Raw genomic sequence first — 18,588 nt, 5'->3', positions numbered from 1 at the left:
ATGGCTGAGCGTGGTGCGGTTCCTCGGGTGTCGCCGGTGCGGCGGGGGTTTATGCGGGCGGTGACGGGGTTGTTCAATCCGTTGCGTCCGGATGATTACGTGGAGATGATCAATCCGTTGTGGACGACGCGGGAGTTGCGTGGTCGGGTGGTGGAGGTGGAGTCGGAGGGGTCGTCGGCGGCGACGGTGTGGATTCGGCCGGGGTATGAGTGGCCGGGTCATTTGCCGGGGCAGTATGTGCGGTTGGGTGTGGTGGTGGATGGGGTGTTTCATTGGCGGGCGTATTCGTTGACGTCGGATCCGGATCCGCGTGATGGGTTGATCAGTGTGTCGCCGAAGTTGGTGCCGGATGGGACGGTGTCACCGTTTTTGGTGCAGCGGTTGCGGCCGGGTGAGATTGTGCGGCTCGGTGAGATCGAGGGTGTGTTCACGTTGCCTGATCCGTTGCCGTCGAAGTTGTTGTTCGTCAGTGCGGGTAGTGGGATCACTCCGATCATGAGTATGTTGCGGGCGTTGGATCGGCGGGATCGGATGGCTGATGTGGTGGTGATCCATTCGGTGCGTGAGCGTGAGCAGTTGATGTTCGCTGATGAGTTGGATGATTTCGCGGATCGTCATGACGGGTTTGATCTGCATGTGCGGGTCAGTGGTGATGACGGGCGGATGTCGGTGGCCGATATCGAGTCGTGGTGTCCGGATTGGTCGCAGCGGGAGGCGTTGTGTTCGGGGCCGTCGGAGTTGTTGGACGATCTCGTCGAGTTCTGGGACACCCACGATGTCGCGGAGCGGATTCATCTGGAGCGGTTCCAGCCGGTGATCGGGGGGGATCCGGGTGAGGGTGAGGGTGGGGTGGTGCGGTTCGCCAAGTCCGGGGCCGAGGCCACGTGTGAGCCGGGGCAACCGATCTTGCAGGCCGGGGAGGATGCGGGGTTGGAGTTGAAGTTCGGGTGTCGGATCGGGATCTGTCATACGTGTACCGGGGTTCTGGATGCGGGGCAGGTGCGGGATCTGCGGACCGGGGAGGTGTCCTCGCCGCAGGGCCAGGCCATCCGGATCTGTGTGCATACCGCTGAGGGTGAGGTCACCGTCAAACTGTGACCCCTGCCCGGGGCCTGTAGTACAACAATTATTTGGGAGAACACATCATGACCACACATGCCACTGACCGCACCGACACGACTTCCTACGGTGGGGATGGTGATCGTTCGGGGGCGCGGGTGTACGGGGTGGGCCCGGATGGGCAACCGCATCCGTTGGCGCATTTGTCTGATGAGGACATCGAGTTGTTGGGCAAGGAGTTCGACGCGATCCATGACGATGTGTACGCCGACCTCGGTGATGGTGATCGGCGGTACATCAAGTCGGTGATCGCCGCGCAACGACAGTTGGCGGTGTTGGGTCGGGTGGTGTTGCTCAACTCGCGGTCCACCCCGGCGTGGGTGGTGGGCACCGCGTGTCTGGGGATGGCGAAGATCCTGGAGAACATGGAGATCGGGCACAACGTGATGCACGGTCAGTGGGACTGGATGAACGACCCCGACATCCATTCCTCGGTGTGGGACTGGGACACCGCCTCCACCGCGGAAGCGTGGAAACATTCCCACAACTATGTGCACCACACCTACACCAACATCCGCGGTAAAGACAAAGACCTCGGCTACGAGATCATGCGGATCGACCCCCACCAACCCTGGTCACCGGTGTATCTGCTGCAACCGTTCTACAACGTGGTGTTGATGGCGTTTTTCGAGTGGGGCGTGGCCGTACACGACCTGGACATCGAAGCGATCCGCCGCGGCGACAAACCCGCCGCCGAGATCATCCACGACCTGAAAGGCATCGCCGGCAAAGCCCGACGCCAGATCGTCAAGGACTACCTCGGCTGGCCCGCCGTGTCGGCGGCAGCGTTCCTCGCCACCCACACCCTGACCGGTGGGCGTCTCGATCAACCCGCCACCTCCCGGACCGGGCGGCTGCTGCGTACCGTCAACCGTCGAACCCACCTGGGCCCGGTCACCCTGCTCGCCGCGGCCGCCGACCGGGTGTTACCCGGCGCCGAGGACACCTTCCTGCGGACCGCGGGCGCCGATTTCGTGGCCAACCTGATCCGCAACGTGTGGTCGAACGCGATCATCTTCTGCGGCCATTTCCCCGACCAGGCCTACACCTTCTCCCAGGACGAGACCGCAGACGAGACCCGCGGCGGCTGGTACGCCCGGCAACTGATCGGCGCCGCGAACATCGAGGGCTCCCCCCTGTTCCACATCATCTCCGGCAACCTCGGCTACCAAGTCGAACACCACCTCTACCCCGACATGCCCTCCACCCGCTACGCCCAGGTCGCACCCCGGGTCAAAGACATCTGCCAACGCTACGGACTGCCCTACAACACCGGACCCTTCCACCGCCAATGGGCACAAGTCCAACGCACCATCCTGCGCCTGGCCCTACCCGGCGGACACCCCCGACCCAAACCCGGCCCCTACCACCGACCACCCCACTCCGCACCCACCCCCACCCGACCCAGCGAAGCCACCCACTCCCGCAACCGCATCCCCCACCCCAACCCCGACACCAACCACCCCACCACCGGACCCGAACACCCCAACACCAACAACGCCACCCACGTCACACCCCCACCCCGCACCTAAACCACCACCACAAGGTGGGGAGGGGCTGTCACATCACGAGTTTCGACAGCCGGGACCGGGTATCTCTCGGCCATCCGCCGCACCCCTACCATCGGGGGCATGAGCGAGGCTGCACGATGATCGGGGCGGGGGCATGACCGGAGTCGGTCGACCGTCGGCGATCCAGGCCAAGGAGTTGACCGTCGGACAGCTCGCCGCGCGCAGCGGGGTGGCGGTGTCCGCGCTGCACTTCTACGAACGTCAGGGACTGTTGACCAGTCGTCGGACCTCGGGGAACCAGCGTCGGTACGCACGCGACACCCTGCGTCGGGTCGCGTTCATCCGCATCTCGCAGCGGGTCGGCATACCGCTGGCGATGATCAAACGTGCCCTTGACGAACTGCCTTCGGAGCGAACCCCCACCCGTGCCGACTGGGCGCGACTGTCGGCGTCCTGGAAGACGGATCTGACCGCACGTATCGAGGACATGATCCGGTTGCGTGACGATCTCACCGGCTGCATCGGCTGCGGATGCCTGTCGCTGCGCAGTTGCACGCTGGCCAACCCCGGTGACCGGCTCGGTGAACACGCCGCGGGGCCCCAACGCGTCTTCGACGCCGCCCACACCGGGGCCACCCACGACCGCGAGGTCGGCGAGACCGGATAGCGCTCCACCGGCCGACGGCGTTCGGGCCGTCACCCGCGTCGGACCGGCGTGCCAACATGGACACCATGTGCGGACGATTCGCGGTCACCACCGACCCGGCCCGGCTGGCCGCCGAACTCGACGCCGTCGACGAGGTGAGCACGGTGACGGGCTCCACCGACGACGTCGAGGACCCGGCCGAGCGGAAGGAGGCCCCTCGTACTCCCGGGGTCAACTACAACGTGGCACCCACCAGTTCGGTGATGACAGTGGTGGCACGGCATTCGCACGATCACCCGGACGACGACCCCGCGCTGCGGATCCGCGCGATGCGGTGGGGGTTGGTGCCCGCCTGGAGCAAAGAGATCGGCAAGGGGCCCCTGCTGTTCAACGCCCGTGCCGAGACCGTCACCGAGAAGAGTGCTTTCCGGGCATCGGTGAAGTCCCGCCGGTGCCTGGTCCCGATGGACGGCTGGTACGAATGGCGTAAGGGCGGAGCAGGCGCCGACGGTAAACCGACGAAGACCCCGTATTTCATGTCGCCGCAGGACGGTAGCCGGGTGTTCATGGCCGGTTTGTGGTCGGTGTGGCGCCCGCGTGCCGCCGACAACGGCGGCGACGGGGGGAGCGGGCAGAACGGCGCCCCGGTGCTCAGCTGCACCATCATCACCGCGGACGCGGTGGGGGATCTGCGCGGTATCCACGACCGGATGCCGCTGATCATGCCGTTCGAGACCTGGACGGAGTGGCTCGACCCGGACCACCCGGCACCCACCGAGCTGCTCGGGCCGCCGGCACCGGATGTGGCCGCCGCCATCGACATCCGCGAGGTGTCAACCCTGGTCAACAAGGTGGCCAACAACAGCCCGGATCTGCTGGCGCCGGTGGAGCCGCACCCCGAACAGGGCACGCTGCTCTGAGGCACGCCGGTCTCGACCCGCGCGACCCGAATCGCGCCGACGATGGAGGACATCCATGAGCGACACCGAACCCGGCTTCGGGGGCAGTACCCGACAAGCTTTTCTCTTCGACATCGACGGCACACTGGTCGACTCGGTGTACCCGCACGTCGACGCGTGGTTGCGCGCGTTCGCCGACTGCGGAGTGACCATCCCGGCCTGGGAGATCCACCGCCAGATCGGTAAGGACGGCAGTCTGCTGGTGCAGGCCCTGCTGTCGGCACACGGGGTGGACGAGGCCTCGGATCGGTACCAGGACATCGCCGATCGCGCATCCGGCGGACACAGTGAGAACTATCTGGCGCGCGCCGACCACCTGGCCGTGCTCCCGGGGGCACGCGCACTGATCCGGCTGGCCGCCGAACGTGGGATGACGGTGGTGCTCGCGACGTCTGCCCCGCAGCAGGAACTGGACATCCTGCGCCGACTGCTCGACGTGGAGCAGTGGGTGGACGCCGTGACGTCGGGAGAGGACGTGGACACTGCCAAGCCCGACGCGTCCGTGGTCCAGGTGGCGCTCGACCGGGCGGGTACGTCGGCGGCCGACGCCATCATGTTCGGCGATGCCACATGGGATGCACAGGCCGCCACCAAGATCGGGGTGCGATCCGTGGGACTGCTCAGCGGTGGGATCGGTGCGGCCGAGTTGACCGACGCCGGTGCAGCACGGGTCTACCGCGACCCCGCCGACATCGTCGAACACTTCGACGAAGTCGCTGCCCGGCGATGAGCCCTCAGCTGTCGGGGCCCGCCTCCACGACCTGTTGGGCCACCTCGTAGAGCTTGACGTTGGAGTCCTGCGAGAGCCGGGCGAGCAGACTGAACGCGGCCTCGGAGTCGAGTCCGTAGCGTTCCATGATCATGCCCTTGGCCTGCCCGATGATGTCGCGGTTGGTCAGCGCCGCCCGGATCTGCTCGGCTTCCTTGGCGGCGGAGAAGGCCACCGCGGCGTGCGCCGCGAACAACTCCGCGAACGACACCGACTCGGCGTCGAAAGCCCCCGGACTGCGGGAATGGAAGTTCAGGGCGCCGTAGCCGTTGTTGTCGACGTAGAGCCCGCAGCACACCATCGACCGCACCCCGAGTTCGGCGACCGCCGGGCCGAACCGTGGCCACCGCGGGTCGGTGGTGGTGTCGTCGATGACGACGGTCTCGAGGTCCATCGCCGAGCGGATGCACGGGCCCTCGCCGAGTGTGCGTTGCAGGTCGTCGGCCTGACGGGCCAGCTCACCGACGAAGATCGGCGTCTGGACGACTCCGGCGCGGTCGACCAGGGTGATGCTCGACGCCTGTGACGCCGGAACGCTGTCGGCGCCGGCCTCGGCGATCACCGCCAGACTCGACTCGGTGGTCTCGCCGCCTTCACGGAAGCGTCGGGCAAGAGCGGCCAGTTGCCGAGAGATGTCGGCGTTCTGCTGGGTGTCGAGGTCTCCATCGACTTCCGTCACGGGGTTCACCATCCAATCACCGGCAGTGCCGTTCTGTCGCGCCCGATTCATGACCGCGAGGGGACTGACCGGCTGTCGGCCCGCCATCAACTCCGAACGCACTGCTCAGGAGAACTGATGGGCAGATGGTAATCAGCGCGCCGGGCCACCGGCAACATGGTCCACCGTCACACGGTGAGATCGGCGGTCGTCGCAGCACACAACGAGATCAGATCGGCGGGCGACAACTGGATCTCCATGCCGCGCCTGCCCGCGCTGCACAGCACGGTCGGCCACTGCTGTGCCGATACATCCACCACGGTGGCCAGTCGATTCCGCTGACCCAGGGGTGACACGCCACCGAGGACGTATCCGGTGGCCCGGGTGACCACTGCGGGGTCGGCCATCGCGACCCTCGGCACCCCGAGTGCGCGGGCCGTCGCCTTCATCGACAGGTGGGCGGGCACCGGGATAACGGCGGTGGCGAGGATGTCCGGTCCGCTGATCACCAGGGTCTTGAACACCTGGCCCGGGACCACGCCGAGTGCGGTGACCATCGCGTCCACGGCATCATCGCCGAACGACCGCCCGGCGCCGTGGTGCGGGTAGCGGTGCACGGTGTGCGGGATTCGCGCACGTTCGAGGACAGCGATCGCCGGGGTCGCCGCCATGCGCTCACCACACCTTCCCCGGTCGTCCGCAGGTGGTCGGCACCGTCAGAGGTGACGTCCGGAACAATCCGGCGCACCGGTCTGTTGCACAGCACGATATTGCAGACGATCGGTGATCAGAACGGTGAGGAGGTGTGCGGCGTTGTCGACACAGTGTCTCGAACGCGTGGCGTCGCGGCCCGGGCTCGGCGGATCGATGGATGTCGGGGTCGTACTGACCGGAGACAGCACGGTGGTGGCGCCGGGACGGTCGGTAAACTCGACCGACGTAGCGCGATCGCGACCGCGGTCCGCCACGCCGACCGGAGGGATCGTTGTGACCGAAGCCGACACCGCCGGAACCACCCCGGAAGCGGATGCCGACGGCAATCGTGCACCGGCGGAGGAGACCGCCGACGAGCGGGCCGCGCGGTTCGAACGCGACGCACTGCCCCTGCTCGACCAGATGTACGGCGCGGCGTTGCGGATGACCCGCAATCCGGCCGACGCCGAGGACCTGGTGCAGGAGATGTACGTCAAGGCGTTCACCGCGTTCCGGTCCTTCAAAGAGGGCACCAATCTGAAGGCCTGGCTCTACCGGATCCTCACCAACACCTACATCAACGGTTACCGCAAGCGGCAGCGACAGCCGGCGCAGTATCCGACCGACGAGATCACCGATTGGCAACTCGCGGCGACCGCCGAACACACCTCCACCGGTCTGCGCTCGGCGGAGATCGAGGCGCTGGACGCGCTGCCCGACGACGACATCAAGAACGCGTTGCAATCGCTGCCGGAGGACTTTCGGATGGCGGTGTATTACGCCGACGTCGAGGGACTGCCCTACAAGGAGATCGCGCAGATCATGGACACGCCCATCGGCACCGTGATGTCGCGGCTGCACCGTGGTCGCAAGCAGTTGCGGGAACTGCTCGCCGACGTGGCGCGTGAGCGTGGATTCAACCGCGGGTCGCGGTCGGAAGACTCGCAGCAGAGTGAGACTGGAGAGGTGGTCCGATGAGCACCCCCGAGGAATTCGAGCGGCTCGACTGTTCGGCGGTGATCGCGGATGTGTGGTTGCTGCTGGACAACGAATGCGACGAGCAGGCCCGGCGACGTCTGCAGTGTCACATCGACACCTGCAAACCGTGTCTGGAGCACTACGGCATCGAGCAACAGCTGAAGAGCCTGATCAGCCGCAAGTGCGGCGGAGATCAGGCACCGAGTGGCCTCCGCGAGCGACTGACTCTGGAGATCCGCAAGACGGTCATCGTCACCGACGTCGACTGAGCCACCAACGACGACAACAGGCCGGACCCGTCGGGTCCGGCCTGTGTCGTGGATGGCCTGCTGTCAGGCGTTGGGGCGCTTGCCGTGATTGGCGGCGTTCTTCTTGCGAGCACGCTTCTTGCGTCCGCGCTTACCCATGGCTTCCTCCTTGTTCGTCGGTCACGTGCGGCGTCACCACGCGGGTCGTCACCACAGAGTGTTCATTCTTCCACGAGCGCCGCGGAGGCCGAAATCCGTCGTCGTCCCCGGTCGCCCGCGGACCGTCGCGTCCCGCGTCGGCGAGACCGGAGCTGCGATAGATTGGCTGTCAGTCGCGAGTCGCATCGCGACGACGTCCCACAGCCGGCAGAAGGGTGACGACGATGGCCGAAGAGGTCGTGGCAGAGATCGTGGCGAGCGTTCTCGAAGTGGTCGTCACCCCCGGGCAGGCCGTCGACACCGGCGACACCCTGGTGTTGCTCGAATCGATGAAGATGGAGATCCCGGTGCTCGCCGAGGAGCCTGGCACCATCTCCGACGTCAAGGTCGCGGTGGGTGACGTCATCCAGGCCGGAGACCTCATCGCCGTCATCGACTGATCGCCCACCGGACGCCCCCACTGCAGAGGCCTGAGTGTCGACCCTTGCGGAGTTGCTCGCCGAGCACACCCACCTGTCGGGTGACGCTGCGGGACACCTGCAGCGGGTGGTCGCCGAATGGCAACTGTTGGCGGACCTCTCGTTCGCGGACGTCGTCATGTACGTACGCGCCGAGCCGACCGACAGCCTGATCTGTGTGGCCCAGTGCCGTCCCAACACCGCACCCACGGTGTCGCCCGCCGATGCGGTGGGCAACATCGTCACCGCAGATGACGATCCACAGGCGGTGGCCGCGTTCGGCATCGGCAGGATCCTGCGTGAGGAGGATCCGACCTGGATCGGGTCGACCGCGGTACGTCGTGAGGCGGTGCCTGTCCGATTCCGCGACACCGACGACGCTGTGGCGGACCCGGCCGTCATCGCGGTGTTGGTCAGGTCCGTGAACCTGACCACCCCACGTCTGCCGTCGCCGCTGGAATTGGCGTATCAGGACTGCGCGCACGACCTGTGTCAGATGGTCTGCGACGGCACCTTCCCGCAGCACGAGGGCAACCCGCGGGGTCTGTCGACGCCACGCGCGGGTGACGGATTCGTCCGTATCGACGACGACGGGGTGGTCACCTACGCCAGTCCCAACGCGCTGTCGGCGTTTCACCGGATGGGGTGGACCAAGGAACTCTCCGGCAACCGGCTCGGCGACGTGATCGCCGCGTTGCTGACCGACCCGTTCGAGTCGGGAGAGGCGGTGCAGATGATCGCCGAGGCGATCACCGGGCAGGAGGGGATGCGGATCGAGGCCGACGCCAGCCGGGCCACGGTGCTGATCCGCGCCGTTCCGCTGCGACCGCGCGGCGCACGGGCCGGCGCCGCGGTACTCATCCGCGATGTCACCGAGGTCAAACGTCGCGACCGCGCACTGATCAGCAAGGACGCGACGATCCGGGAGATCCACCACCGGGTGAAGAACAACCTGCAGAGCGTGTCCGCGTTGTTGCGGCTGCAGTCGCGCCGAACCGACAATGTCGAGGCCCGCCGCGCCCTCGACGAGGCAGTTCGGCGGGTCGCGTCCATCGCGCTGGTCCACGAACTGCTGTCGGGGAGCGTGGACGAGGAGGTCGACCTCGACACCGTGCTCGACCAGTTGATCCCGGTTCTCGGTGACGTGTCTCCCGGCGACGCCCGGGTACGCATCGTGCGGCGCACCGGTATCGGCGTCCTGCACGCCGATCTGGCCATGCCGCTGGTGATGGTGCTGACCGAGATCATCCAGAACTCCGCCGAACACGGCTTTCGATCGGGGCAGGACGGCACGGTCACCGTCAGCGCCGAGCGCACCACCAGGACGTTGACCGTCATCGTGCGCGACGACGGGGTCGGGTTACCACCCGGCTTCGACCCCGAACGCAGCGACCGGCTGGGGCTGCAGATCGTCCACACCCTGGTCCGGATGGAACTCGGCGGCACGCTGACGTTGCACGATGCCGACGGCGGCGGAGCAGAGGCCGTGCTCACGGTGCCCCTGCACTGAGCGCGACGACAACACGGGGCGCGACGACCACACGGGCGTCGGCCCGCCCTGTACACGCAGAACGACCCGGCCGCATCGCGGCCGGGTCGTTGCGGATGTCTGGTTCAGACGGTGGTGCGCGGCCGGTTGCGGGCGTTGCGACGCTTCAGCGCGCGCCGCTCGTCCTCGCTCATCCCACCCCACACGCCGGCGTCCTGTCCCGACTCGAGAGCCCAGGAGAGGCACTCGGCGGTGACGGGGCAGCGTGCGCAGACGAGCTTCGCATCAGCAATCTGCGCGATCGCAGGCCCACTGGTTCCCACCGGGAAAAACAGTTCGGGGTCTTCATCGCGACAGATGGCCTTGTGACGCCAGTCCATTCCTTCTCCTTCTGGGTGCGCGGGTGCACCTGCTCATGTGGGCGCGCCGGGCACGCCGATGGACGGTGTGTCCGACGGGCTCGGGCTGTAACCAATCGTTCACCTGTGCGTACTCAATGTTTCCGCACTGTTGCTTGTGAATACTTTCACGAATCCGGATGAAGTCAATGGGATTCCATTAACACGTGTGCAACATCACTCCCGATACCGGGGGCGCTCATCCGAGCCATAGACCGTTGTACTACTCTGACGGGGTTTGTGTCGAGGGATTCGTCTCGCATCCGTCCCGGCTGGGGATACGACCTACTGGGGGGTCCGGCCGATCAGGAGTGCGGATCCGGCGCGACGACCAGAAGCGCCGCGGGCCGGTGGCCGAAGACCACGTCGGTCTGCGGTCCCAGGTGTTCACCGTCCATCTGCATCTCCGTCGGCGTATCGGCGCTGATCCGCGCCCCCGCCACGTCGTCGGTGCGGAAGAACTGCCGGCCCCGTGGCGTGCGGTTGCTCAGCAACTGGAGGAACAGCGGGGTGTTGCGGATCGGGTTCATCGACCGGCACGCAAAGACACCGAGGCCGCCGTCGAAATCGGTGCCCGGGTTGGTCTCGATGGGGCGGTTGCCCAGGAACGTCCACGGGGTGGAGTTGCTGACGAAGGCGAAATGCACCCCGGTCAACACGGGCTCACCCGGGACCGTGACGGTCAAGGCGGGAGTGCGGCGCGATGCCGTCAGGAAAGCCCTGGTGGTGGCCCAGACATACCGCATGGGGGTGGCCTTCTTTCCGGCCCGACGTTGTTGTTCGATCTCGGCGACCACCTCGGCGTCCACCCCGAGGCCCGCGTTGAAGAGGAACCACCGGCCGTTGGCGTGTCCCAGGCTGACCCGGCGTCGATGCCCGCTGCCCAGCAGCGAGACCAACTGCGCGGCCGACCGCAACGGGTCGGGGTCGATCCCCAGCGCGCGGGCGAAGACGTTCGCGCTGCCACCGGGCAGTACGGCCAGCGCGGGAAGGTCGTCGGCGAGGGTGGAGTCCGGGGTGTCGTCCGCGGACGGCAGCAGGCCGTTGACCACCTCGTTGACCGTGCCGTCGCCACCGTGCACGATCACCACGTCGAATGCGCCGGTACGCGCCTTGATCGCGAGCTCGCCGGCGTGGCCGCGGTGGGTGGTGTGTTCCACGACGACGTCGAGGCGTGCGGAGAGCATGTTCACCAGCGCGTCGCGCCCGGCTGCGGTCGTCGACGTCGCGAAAGGGTTGACGATGAGCATCGCGCGCACGAGTCCTGAGCCTAAAGGGTGCGGCAGCCGAGCACACAATCCCGCGACATCACTTCGCCGCACCCCGGTGCCCGCTGTCTAGGCTGACGGTGTGAGCCCCCGCCCCGCGTCCCCGCCGCCCACCGCCGTCCGGCGTGCCGGCGTGATCGTGATGTTCGAAGGGCTGGTCGCGGTGGTCGCGGCCGTCGTGTTCCTGGTCATCGGGTTCGGTGCGGGTAAAGAGGCGACGTTCGCTTTCGGGGGCACCTACTGGTTCGCGCTCATCGGAATCGGTGTGTTCGCGGGCGGCTGGGCGCTGTTCACCGGCCGTCGGTGGGGTCGCGCGGTCGCGGTGGTCACACAGATCTTGCTGGCTCCGGTGGGATTCGCCCTGCTCACCGATAGTGGCCGACCGTGGATCGGGGCGCCCTTGCTCGTCGTCGTGGTGTTGGTCCTCGGTTTGCTGTTCAGTCCGTCGGCCGTGCGGTGGTCGGCCGCCGACTACGCGCCCGACACCGAACCGGTCGACGACGGCATCGGCGAACCCCCGGCCCCGCGTCGCGGACGCCCACGGCGTCGTCGCTGACCGCTCACGTGCCGGCCGAATGCCCGGCGCGGGTGGGCCGCCCGGCGTCGACGTAGTGCGCGCTGGCGTAACCGGTGATGCCGAGGTTGTTGATCTGTCGGTACTCACCGTTGAAGGTCAGCACCGCCAACGAGGCGGGCAGCATCGCGAAATGTTCGCCCACGTCGACGGGGCTGTCGATCCAGCGCGCCAGCAGGCTGCGGCTGAAATGGCCGTGCGCGACGACCACCACATCGCGGTCGGTCATGATCGGCGCGACGGTCGCGATGACCTGATCGATCCGGTCGCTCATCTGCGCCACCGATTCGCCGCCCGGGGCGCCGGCCGACCAGATGGTCCACTGCGGATCGGTCTGCCTGATCTCCGGGGTCGTCAATCCCTCGTAGTCGCCGTAGTCCCACTCGCACAACAGATCCGAGACCTCGTCGACTGTCAGGTCGGCGAGTTCGGCGGTACGCCGCGCACGGGTTCTCGGCGACGAGATGACCCACGGACGGACCAGCGACAGGTCATCGAGCGGCGTGCGCAGGGTCGTGGCCTGGTCGCGCCCGGCCTCGGTCAGGTCGATGTCGGTGCTGCCGGTGTGCTTTCCGGTCACCGACCACTCGGTCTCACCGTGTCGGATCAGGATCAGTCGGTGCGTTGGGCTGCCCACGAGCACCCATTCTGCACCCTGCCCGCCTATGCTCGGACGTGAGATGTCGCCGGGATCGGATGCCGCACGAACGCATGCGATGACGGACGTACCCAGCTGTGAGGGAGTTGTATGACGAAGGTGCTTGCCGTCGCCAATCAGAAGGGTGGCGTCGCCAAGACCACCACGGTCGCGTCGGTGGGCGCGGCGCTGGCCGCACTGGACCGCTCGGTCCTGGTCGTCGATCTCGATCCGCAGGGTTGTCTGACCTTCTCGCTCGGCCATGACCCCGACCACCTCGAGGTGTCGGTGCACGAGGTGCTGCTCGGCGAGGCCGAGGTGGTCGACGCACTCGTCGACACCGAGGACGGTGTGACCCTGCTGCCCGCGACCATCGACCTCGCGGGTGCCGAGGCGTTGCTGCTCATGCGCCCCGGCCGTGAATACGCGCTCAAGCGGGCCATCGCGACCGTCGCCGAGGATTACGACGTGGTGCTGCTCGACTGCCCGCCATCGCTCGGAGTGCTCACCCTCAACGGGTTGACCGCGGCCGATGAGGTGGTGGTCCCGTTACAGTGCGAGACGTTGGCGCACCGGGGGGTGGGTCAGCTGCTGCGCACCGTGCGCGAGGTGCAGCAGATCACCAACCCAGGACTGGAGTTGCTGGGCGTCATCCCGACGCTGTACGACTCGCGGACCACACACAGTCGCGACGTCCTCGCCGACGTCGCGGATCGCTACGAACTGCCGGTGCTGAGTCCGCCGATCCCACGGACGGTTCGGTTCGCCGAGGCCACCGCGTCGGGGGTGTCGGTGCTCTCGGGGCGCAAGAACAAGGGTTCCGACGCCTACCGTGAACTCGCCGACAACCTGGTGCAGTTCTGGCAGCACAGTGCGCCGCTGGCCACGCTCGAGGCCGTCGGCTGATCGTCACGGCGGTTGCCGTCCGCGGATCGCGTCAGCGCGTGGGGACCAGAGCGCGCACGGTGCCGTCGTACTGCTCGAGGACGGTGCTGCCGATGGCGCCGAGCCCCACCTCACCGCCGCGGTAGCCGTCACGGGTGACGGGGATGGTGCGGACCTGGCTGCCGCCGGCGATCCGGTACACACCGATCCCGGAACGCCCGGGTACCAGGAGATCCTCGCCGACGGCGACGCCCGGACCGAGGGTCTCGGGAACCTGGAACACCGGCCGCAAGGTCACACCGTCGAGGACGACGGTCGACTTCCCGGTCCAGAAGGTGATGATCCCGCCGCTGCGCACCGGGTGACTACCCTGCGGTGCGGTCGCCCGGCCGAGGACCACGTTGGACGCGGTCTGCACCACCTCGGAGCTGTAGAGCTTGATCACCGGTGTCTGCGGACCACCCGCGGCGGGTGGAGCACCCTGGTACACCGCGACTTCCGAGTCGCCGACGGCAGCGATCCGCGGCGGTTCGACACCCGCGGCGGTGATGATCTGTGACCCCTTCTCGTCGACCTTCTCGTCCTTGTCCTGGGTGGTGGAGATGACGGTCAATCGGTAACCCGCGTCGCCGGCGCAGCGTTCGATGATCGCGATCCGGTTGTCGCCGACCCCGGAGTCGTACAGGGTGCATCCGCTGCGCGGTTGGGTGGCGGGCTTCACCGGGGCGTCGACCCGCCCGTACTCCACGCCGCGCACCATCGACGAACCCCACGATTCCAGCCGGGTGCGGCCCTGCGCGACGACGAAGTCGCTGTCGGAGGACAACTGCACCGCGTCGTCGTCGTCGCTGGAGCGGTTGGGCCCTCGGGTGCCGGTCGACGACTTCACGGTGCTCACCTCACCGCAGCCACGTGAGTTGCGGTACGCGCCGACCACCAGGTCGTCGGGTGCGGACGTCAGCACGGTCGCGCCGCACAGCGGTAGGTCGCGGGTGTAGTTCCACAGTTGCCTGCCGGAGGTCGGATCGTGGCCCACCAATGAACCACCGTGTGCGGTCACGACCACCTCATCGGTCACCAACGGGGTGGTCGTGGCTCCGCTCGGCGCCGACCACGCCACGCGCATCGCGGTGGCGGGACCCGACGCCGGGCCGACGGTGGGGATGGTCGCGGCCGCCGGGGTCACGGAGGTGTGTTCCACGTCGCTGCTGCGCCAGATGAGCAGGGCGGCCACCGCGACCACGAGGGTGATGACGGCGGCGACGAGAAGATCGACGCGTGTGCGTCGTTCCGGTGCGAGCACTCCGGTGGTCTACGGCTCAGTCGCCGGACGTGGACGGCGTGGAACTCGTGGTGTTCTGCCCGTTCGCACCCGAACCGGAACCACCCCGGCGGCGACGTCGACGCTTGCGCTTGGCGGGGGCGTCGGCGTCGGACCCACCGGCGGTGGTGGTGGCCTCGGCACCGGTGGTGGCCGACGTGGCCGCGGTCGCACCGTCGGCGGGCACACCCGAACGGGTACGGCGGCGGGTGCGGTTGCCGTTGGCAGCACGGGCCGGACGCGGTTCGCGGCGCTCGCCGTCGCGGTCGCGACCGCCGCGCGCACCGCTGCGGGTACCGGTGGCCTCGGCCGCCGGTCCCACGCGACCACTGGTCACCGACTCCGGGATGTTCAGTTCCTCGCGCAGGTGCGGGGAGCTGGAGTAGGTCTCCACCGGTTCCGGCTTGCCCAGCCCGAGCGCCTTGTCGATCAGCTCCCAGCGGTGCAGTTCGTCCCAGTCGACGAGGGTGACCGCGATACCGGTACGCCCGGCACGGCCGGTGCGGCCGATGCGGTGCACATAGGTCTTCTCGTCGTCCGGGCACTGATAGTTGATGACATGGGTGACGTCGTCGATGTCGATACCGCGGGCGGCGACGTCGGTGGCGACCAGCACGTCGATGGTGCCTTCGCGGAACCTGTTCAACGCCTTCTCCCGAGCCACCTGACCGAGGTCACCGTGCACGGCACCGACCGCGAACCCGCGCTCGGCGAGATCGTCGGCCACCTTCTGCGCGGTGCGCTTGGTGCGGGTGAAGATCATGGTCGCGCCGCGACCGTCGGCCTGCAGCACCCGGGACAGCAACTCCACCTTGTCCAGCGCGTGGGCGCGGTAGATGTACTGCGCCGTGCGTTCGTGGATCGCCGAGTCCTGTGCGTGCTCGGCGCGGATGTGGGTCGGCCGGTGCAGGAAGGTCCGCGCCAGGGTGACGATCGGACCGGGCATGGTCGCCGAGAACAGCATCGTCTGCCGCGGTTCCGGCAGCGCCGACAGGATGCGCTCGATGTCGGGCAGGAAGCCGAGGTCGAGCATCTCGTCGGCCTCGTCGAGGACGAGGATCTGGACCTTGCCGAGGATGAGGTGGCCCTGCTGGGCCAGGTCGAGCAGGCGTCCCGGGGTGCCGACGACCACGTCGATCCCCTTCTGCAACTCCGAGATCTGCGACTCGTAGGGGCGGCCGCCATAGATGGAGAGCAGCCGGATGTCGCGGTCCGCGCCGTCGTTGCCGCGGACCCGGATCTGTGTGGCCGCCTCCTCCAGATCGCCGGTGACCTGCAGACAGAGTTCACGGGTGGGCACGATCACCAGCGCGCGGGGGGTGCCGTCGAGCGCGCGGAGGTCACCGCTGCCCGCCTCACTGGCCAGGCGGTGCAGCAGCGGGACGCCGAAACCGAAGGTCTTGCCCATACCGGTGCGCGCCTGGCCGATGAGGTCGTCACCGGCGATGGCGAGCGGCAGGGTGAGCTCTTGGATCGCGAAGGTATGGGTCTTGCCCGCCGCGGCCAGCGCGTCGACGATCTGCTGGTGGACGCCCAGTTCGGCGAAGGTGGGGGAGGTGTGCCCGTCGTCGACGACGGTGGTCTTGGGTTCAAGATTCTGGGATTCGGGATTCTGGGGCTCGAGGTCCACCGGGGCCTGCGCGTCGGGCGCTGCGCCGTCGGTGGTGATCGTCTCGCTGGTGTTCAGGGTCTCGCCGGTGCTCAAGAAGGTGCCTTTCGATGTGGCGTCGCGCGCACATGAAGACTCCAACCGACTCGTACCGCCTCACAGCTGTGTGGGGTGGGAACCGATCTGCATCGGCTCGACCGTCGGGCCCGGTGCGCGCACAGGGGCGCTGGGGGCGGTTCGCTCGCCTGATGCGGCATCCGCAACTCGGAGTGTACCCGCGGCGGTACCGACCACTCGCATCCGACCCGGTTGCCGGTCTGCCGAGTGGCTCGGCGATGCGTAGGATCGGGGCCATGTCGAGTGGCTCACCTTCCTCATCGCCGGTGTCCGAGGTCTCAACCACACACGATCGGGTCTCATCGGATCGGGTGGGGGCCGACCACCCCGGGATCCGGCAGCTGTTCGGTGTGCTGCTGGCCGGCGAGTTGGCCGCGTTCTACCGACTCACCGACGAGGCGCAGTTGGCCCCCGATCTGCAGGGGCGACTGGCGATGGCACGGATGGCGGCCTCGGAGATGCGGCACTTCGAGGTGCTGGCGGGTCGCCTGTCGTCCGAGGTGGCCGTGGAGGATGCGATCGTCCGGTTTGCGCCGGTGCTCGAGCGATACCACAGCTCCACCCCGCCGAACACCTGGCTGGAGGCGCTGGTGAAGTCCTACATCGGCGACGGTCTGGCCGCCGACTTCTACCTCGAGGTCGCCAGTGTGCTGCCCACCGAGGCCGAGCAGGTGGTGCGCACGGTGATGGCGGAGACCGCGAGTTCACACTTCGCGTGTGCCGAGGTGCGTCGTGCCGTCACCGAGAACCCCGACCTGATCGCGCCGTTGACGCTGTGGGGTCGACGTCTCCTCGGCGAGGCGATCACCCAGGCCCAGCACGTGCTCGCGGCCGAGGACACCATCACCGATCTGCTGTTCGCCGGATCGGACCTGAACCGGATGGCCGAGTTCTTCGAGTCGATCCAGGATCGGCACGTCACCCGCATGTCCGACCTGGGCCTCGGCTGAGGCATCGGTCCGTCGGCGTTCGCTGCGAGCGGAGTCGGTGCCGGAGGCCTGCCGCGCTCGTTTAGCCTGACCGTGCAGCCGTGTCCCACGGCCAACAACAGTGTCGTGTCAAAGAGTGGAGGATGGCCGTGGCCATTGACGTGAAGGTCGGCATCACCGACACCCCGCGGGAGCTGGTGGTACACACCGATCTCAGCAGCGACGACGCGCAGGCCAAGGTCGAGGAGGCGCTGTCCGGTAAGTCGCCGTTGCTCAACCTGGTCGACGACAAGGGTGTGCGATTCCTCGTGCCGGTCACCAAGATCGCCTACGTCGAGGTGGGTACCCCCGAATCGCGTCGCGTCGGTTTCGGCGGGCCGGGCCTGTAGGAGAGCCGTCGACCCGGAGACCGGGTCGCCCGGCGTGAGTCGCTCAGGCGTCGCGTTGCGACGCCTGCAGCGGCACTCGGGACAGGCCGCCCCACAGCAGTTCGACGGTGGTGTCCACCGCCTGCTGTTTGCCGATGGGCCGTTTCGCGTCCAACCAGTAGCGGGCGTTGGTCTGGCTGGCGCCGACCAACCCCGCGGCCAGCATCCGCGACCGGTACGGATCGAGTCCGGAGTCGTGCATCACCAGTCCGTAGACCGCGTCCACGCAGGCCTCGGTGGCTCCCTCCACCCGGCGGATCGCGGCGGGGTCCAACGCATCGGACTCGAAGATCAGTCGGTAGCCCTGGTTGTCCTGGTCGATGAAGTCGAAGAACGCCGCCACTGCGGCGTGCACGCGCTGATGGTTGTCGGTGGTGGTCGACAGCGCCGCTCGCACGCTGGACACCATCGTCTCGGCGTGCGATTCGAGCACCGCCAGATACAGATCCAGTTTGCTGGGGAAGTGCTGGTACAGAACGGGTTTCGACACCCCGGCGTGGACGGCGATCTCGTCCATCCCCGCCGAGTGATATCCACGTTCGACGAAGATCTCGCTCGCGGCGTCGAGCAGCTGCACGCGTCGCGCGCTGCGCGGCATCCGGGTGCTGCGGCGGGTCGATGCCTGGACCGCGAGTCGATCTGAGGCATCGGGCATGAACCGACTTTACTCCCGACCACCCGACCGGACAGCGGGTGACTCCCGGGCTCGGACACCGCGGTGGGCCACCTCGGGCG

The 18,588-nt window shown here is 67.7% G+C and carries 22 protein-coding genes; 13 read left to right on the top strand and 9 right to left on the bottom strand.

Going from position 1 to position 18,588, the window contains the following annotated elements:
• From BW971_RS12025 to BW971_RS12005, 5 genes are all read left to right on the top strand, one after another.
• Positions 1 to 1,098 (top strand): ferredoxin reductase (locus tag BW971_RS12025; RefSeq protein ID WP_076475448.1); only part of this gene is annotated, 1,098 nt, incomplete at its 5' end.
• A gap of 47 nt (positions 1,099 to 1,145) precedes the next feature.
• Positions 1,146 to 2,651 (top strand): fatty acid desaturase family protein, encoded by a 1,506-nt coding sequence (locus tag BW971_RS12020; RefSeq protein ID WP_083709120.1) that lies wholly within the window; start codon positions 1,146 to 1,148, stop codon positions 2,649 to 2,651.
• Between the two features lie 133 nt (positions 2,652 to 2,784).
• Positions 2,785 to 3,297, top strand: a complete 513-nt coding sequence (soxR, locus tag BW971_RS12015) for a redox-sensitive transcriptional activator SoxR (RefSeq protein WP_076479785.1) — start codon at positions 2,785 to 2,787, stop codon at positions 3,295 to 3,297.
• Between the two features lie 65 nt (positions 3,298 to 3,362).
• Positions 3,363 to 4,196 carry an SOS response-associated peptidase gene (locus BW971_RS12010; RefSeq protein ID WP_076479905.1) on the top strand — a complete coding sequence of 278 codons (834 nt, stop codon included), beginning with the start codon at positions 3,363 to 3,365 and terminating at the stop codon, positions 4,194 to 4,196.
• Between the two features lie 55 nt (positions 4,197 to 4,251).
• A complete protein-coding gene (locus tag BW971_RS12005; RefSeq protein WP_076479783.1) occupies positions 4,252 to 4,965 on the top strand; it encodes an HAD family hydrolase in 714 nt (237 codons plus the stop codon).
• A gap of 4 nt (positions 4,966 to 4,969) precedes the next feature.
• On the opposite strand, the gene BW971_RS12000 is transcribed toward BW971_RS12005, so the two are convergent.
• Together BW971_RS12000 and BW971_RS11995 are read right to left on the bottom strand one after the other, a co-directional pair.
• Complete coding sequence (locus BW971_RS12000; protein WP_234974376.1) at positions 4,970 to 5,683, bottom strand: GAF and ANTAR domain-containing protein; 714 nt, start codon at positions 5,681 to 5,683, stop codon at positions 4,970 to 4,972.
• Between the two features lie 167 nt (positions 5,684 to 5,850).
• Positions 5,851 to 6,333 carry an aminoacyl-tRNA deacylase gene (locus BW971_RS11995; protein WP_076479781.1) on the bottom strand — a complete coding sequence of 161 codons (483 nt, stop codon included), beginning with the start codon at positions 6,331 to 6,333 and terminating at the stop codon, positions 5,851 to 5,853.
• Between the two features lie 196 nt (positions 6,334 to 6,529).
• Here BW971_RS11995 and BW971_RS11985 point away from each other — a divergent pair, with 196 nt between their 5' ends.
• Both BW971_RS11985 and rsrA read left to right on the top strand, forming a co-directional pair.
• Positions 6,530 to 7,333 carry a sigma-70 family RNA polymerase sigma factor gene (locus BW971_RS11985; RefSeq protein ID WP_083709853.1) on the top strand — a complete coding sequence of 268 codons (804 nt, stop codon included), beginning with the start codon at positions 6,530 to 6,532 and terminating at the stop codon, positions 7,331 to 7,333.
• Positions 7,330 to 7,602, top strand: coding sequence for a mycothiol system anti-sigma-R factor (rsrA, locus tag BW971_RS11980; RefSeq protein ID WP_076479777.1), 273 nt, complete (start codon positions 7,330 to 7,332; stop codon positions 7,600 to 7,602). The genes BW971_RS11985 and rsrA overlap by 4 nt, the downstream gene beginning before the upstream one ends.
• Positions 7,603 to 7,665: 63 nt before the next feature.
• On the opposite strand, the gene BW971_RS22260 is transcribed toward rsrA, so the two are convergent.
• Positions 7,666 to 7,740 (bottom strand): 50S ribosomal protein bL37, encoded by a 75-nt coding sequence (locus tag BW971_RS22260; RefSeq protein WP_369758845.1) that lies wholly within the window; start codon positions 7,738 to 7,740, stop codon positions 7,666 to 7,668.
• A 224-nt stretch (positions 7,741 to 7,964) separates the two neighbouring features.
• Between BW971_RS22260 and BW971_RS11975 the strand changes: the two genes are divergently transcribed.
• Complete coding sequence (locus BW971_RS11975) at positions 7,965 to 8,180, top strand: biotin/lipoyl-binding carrier protein (RefSeq protein WP_076479775.1); 216 nt, start codon at positions 7,965 to 7,967, stop codon at positions 8,178 to 8,180.
• Positions 8,181 to 8,214: 34 nt separating this feature from the next.
• Positions 8,215 to 9,708 (top strand): sensor histidine kinase, encoded by a 1,494-nt coding sequence (locus tag BW971_RS11970; protein WP_076479773.1) that lies wholly within the window; start codon positions 8,215 to 8,217, stop codon positions 9,706 to 9,708.
• A gap of 104 nt (positions 9,709 to 9,812) precedes the next feature.
• Here the strand turns inward: BW971_RS11970 and BW971_RS11965 are convergent, their stop codons facing one another.
• Together BW971_RS11965 and BW971_RS11960 are read right to left on the bottom strand one after the other, a co-directional pair.
• The gene (locus tag BW971_RS11965; RefSeq protein ID WP_076479771.1) at positions 9,813 to 10,067 is read right to left on the bottom strand and encodes a WhiB family transcriptional regulator; all 255 of its coding nucleotides are present in this window, start codon (positions 10,065 to 10,067) and stop codon (positions 9,813 to 9,815) included.
• Positions 10,068 to 10,390: 323 nt separating this feature from the next.
• On the bottom strand, positions 10,391 to 11,344 hold the full coding sequence (locus tag BW971_RS11960) for a diacylglycerol/lipid kinase family protein (protein WP_076479769.1): 954 nt from the start codon (positions 11,342 to 11,344) through the stop codon (positions 10,391 to 10,393).
• Between the two features lie 91 nt (positions 11,345 to 11,435).
• On the opposite strand from BW971_RS11960, the gene BW971_RS11955 reads away from it, so the two are divergent.
• Positions 11,436 to 11,909 carry a hypothetical protein gene (locus tag BW971_RS11955; protein ID WP_234974375.1) on the top strand — a complete coding sequence of 158 codons (474 nt, stop codon included), beginning with the start codon at positions 11,436 to 11,438 and terminating at the stop codon, positions 11,907 to 11,909.
• 4 nt (positions 11,910 to 11,913) lie between these two features.
• Here BW971_RS11955 and BW971_RS11950 read toward each other — a convergent pair whose 3' ends face one another.
• Positions 11,914 to 12,564, bottom strand: coding sequence for an acid phosphatase (locus tag BW971_RS11950; RefSeq protein ID WP_076479899.1), 651 nt, complete (start codon positions 12,562 to 12,564; stop codon positions 11,914 to 11,916).
• Positions 12,565 to 12,675: 111 nt separating this feature from the next.
• Here BW971_RS11950 and BW971_RS11945 point away from each other — a divergent pair, with 111 nt between their 5' ends.
• Positions 12,676 to 13,470: a ParA family protein gene (locus tag BW971_RS11945; protein ID WP_076479767.1), complete on the top strand. Its 795-nt coding sequence runs from the start codon at positions 12,676 to 12,678 to the stop codon at positions 13,468 to 13,470.
• 31 nt (positions 13,471 to 13,501) lie between these two features.
• Here the strand turns inward: BW971_RS11945 and BW971_RS11940 are convergent, their stop codons facing one another.
• Entirely contained in the window at positions 13,502 to 14,752 is a 1,251-nt protein-coding gene (locus BW971_RS11940) for an Rv3212 family protein (RefSeq protein WP_076479765.1), read from the bottom strand.
• Positions 14,753 to 14,768: 16 nt separating this feature from the next.
• Entirely contained in the window at positions 14,769 to 16,400 is a 1,632-nt protein-coding gene (locus BW971_RS11935) for a DEAD/DEAH box helicase (RefSeq protein WP_076479897.1), read from the bottom strand.
• A 332-nt stretch (positions 16,401 to 16,732) separates the two neighbouring features.
• On the opposite strand from BW971_RS11935, the gene BW971_RS11930 reads away from it, so the two are divergent.
• Entirely contained in the window at positions 16,733 to 17,446 is a 714-nt protein-coding gene (locus BW971_RS11930) for a ferritin-like fold-containing protein (protein WP_083709848.1), read from the top strand.
• 128 nt (positions 17,447 to 17,574) lie between these two features.
• Positions 17,575 to 17,814: a DUF3107 domain-containing protein gene (locus BW971_RS11925; RefSeq protein ID WP_076479894.1), complete on the top strand. Its 240-nt coding sequence runs from the start codon at positions 17,575 to 17,577 to the stop codon at positions 17,812 to 17,814.
• Between the two features lie 43 nt (positions 17,815 to 17,857).
• Here the strand turns inward: BW971_RS11925 and BW971_RS11920 are convergent, their stop codons facing one another.
• The gene (locus BW971_RS11920; protein WP_076479763.1) at positions 17,858 to 18,508 is read right to left on the bottom strand and encodes an HTH-type transcriptional activator FasR; all 651 of its coding nucleotides are present in this window, start codon (positions 18,506 to 18,508) and stop codon (positions 17,858 to 17,860) included.
• Between the last annotated feature and the right edge of the window lie 80 nt (positions 18,509 to 18,588).

Source organism: Williamsia sterculiae, from assembly GCF_900156495.1.
GTDB lineage: Bacteria > Actinomycetota > Actinomycetes > Mycobacteriales > Mycobacteriaceae > Williamsia_B > Williamsia_B sterculiae.
This window is presented reverse-complemented; position numbering and strand designations above follow the sequence as displayed.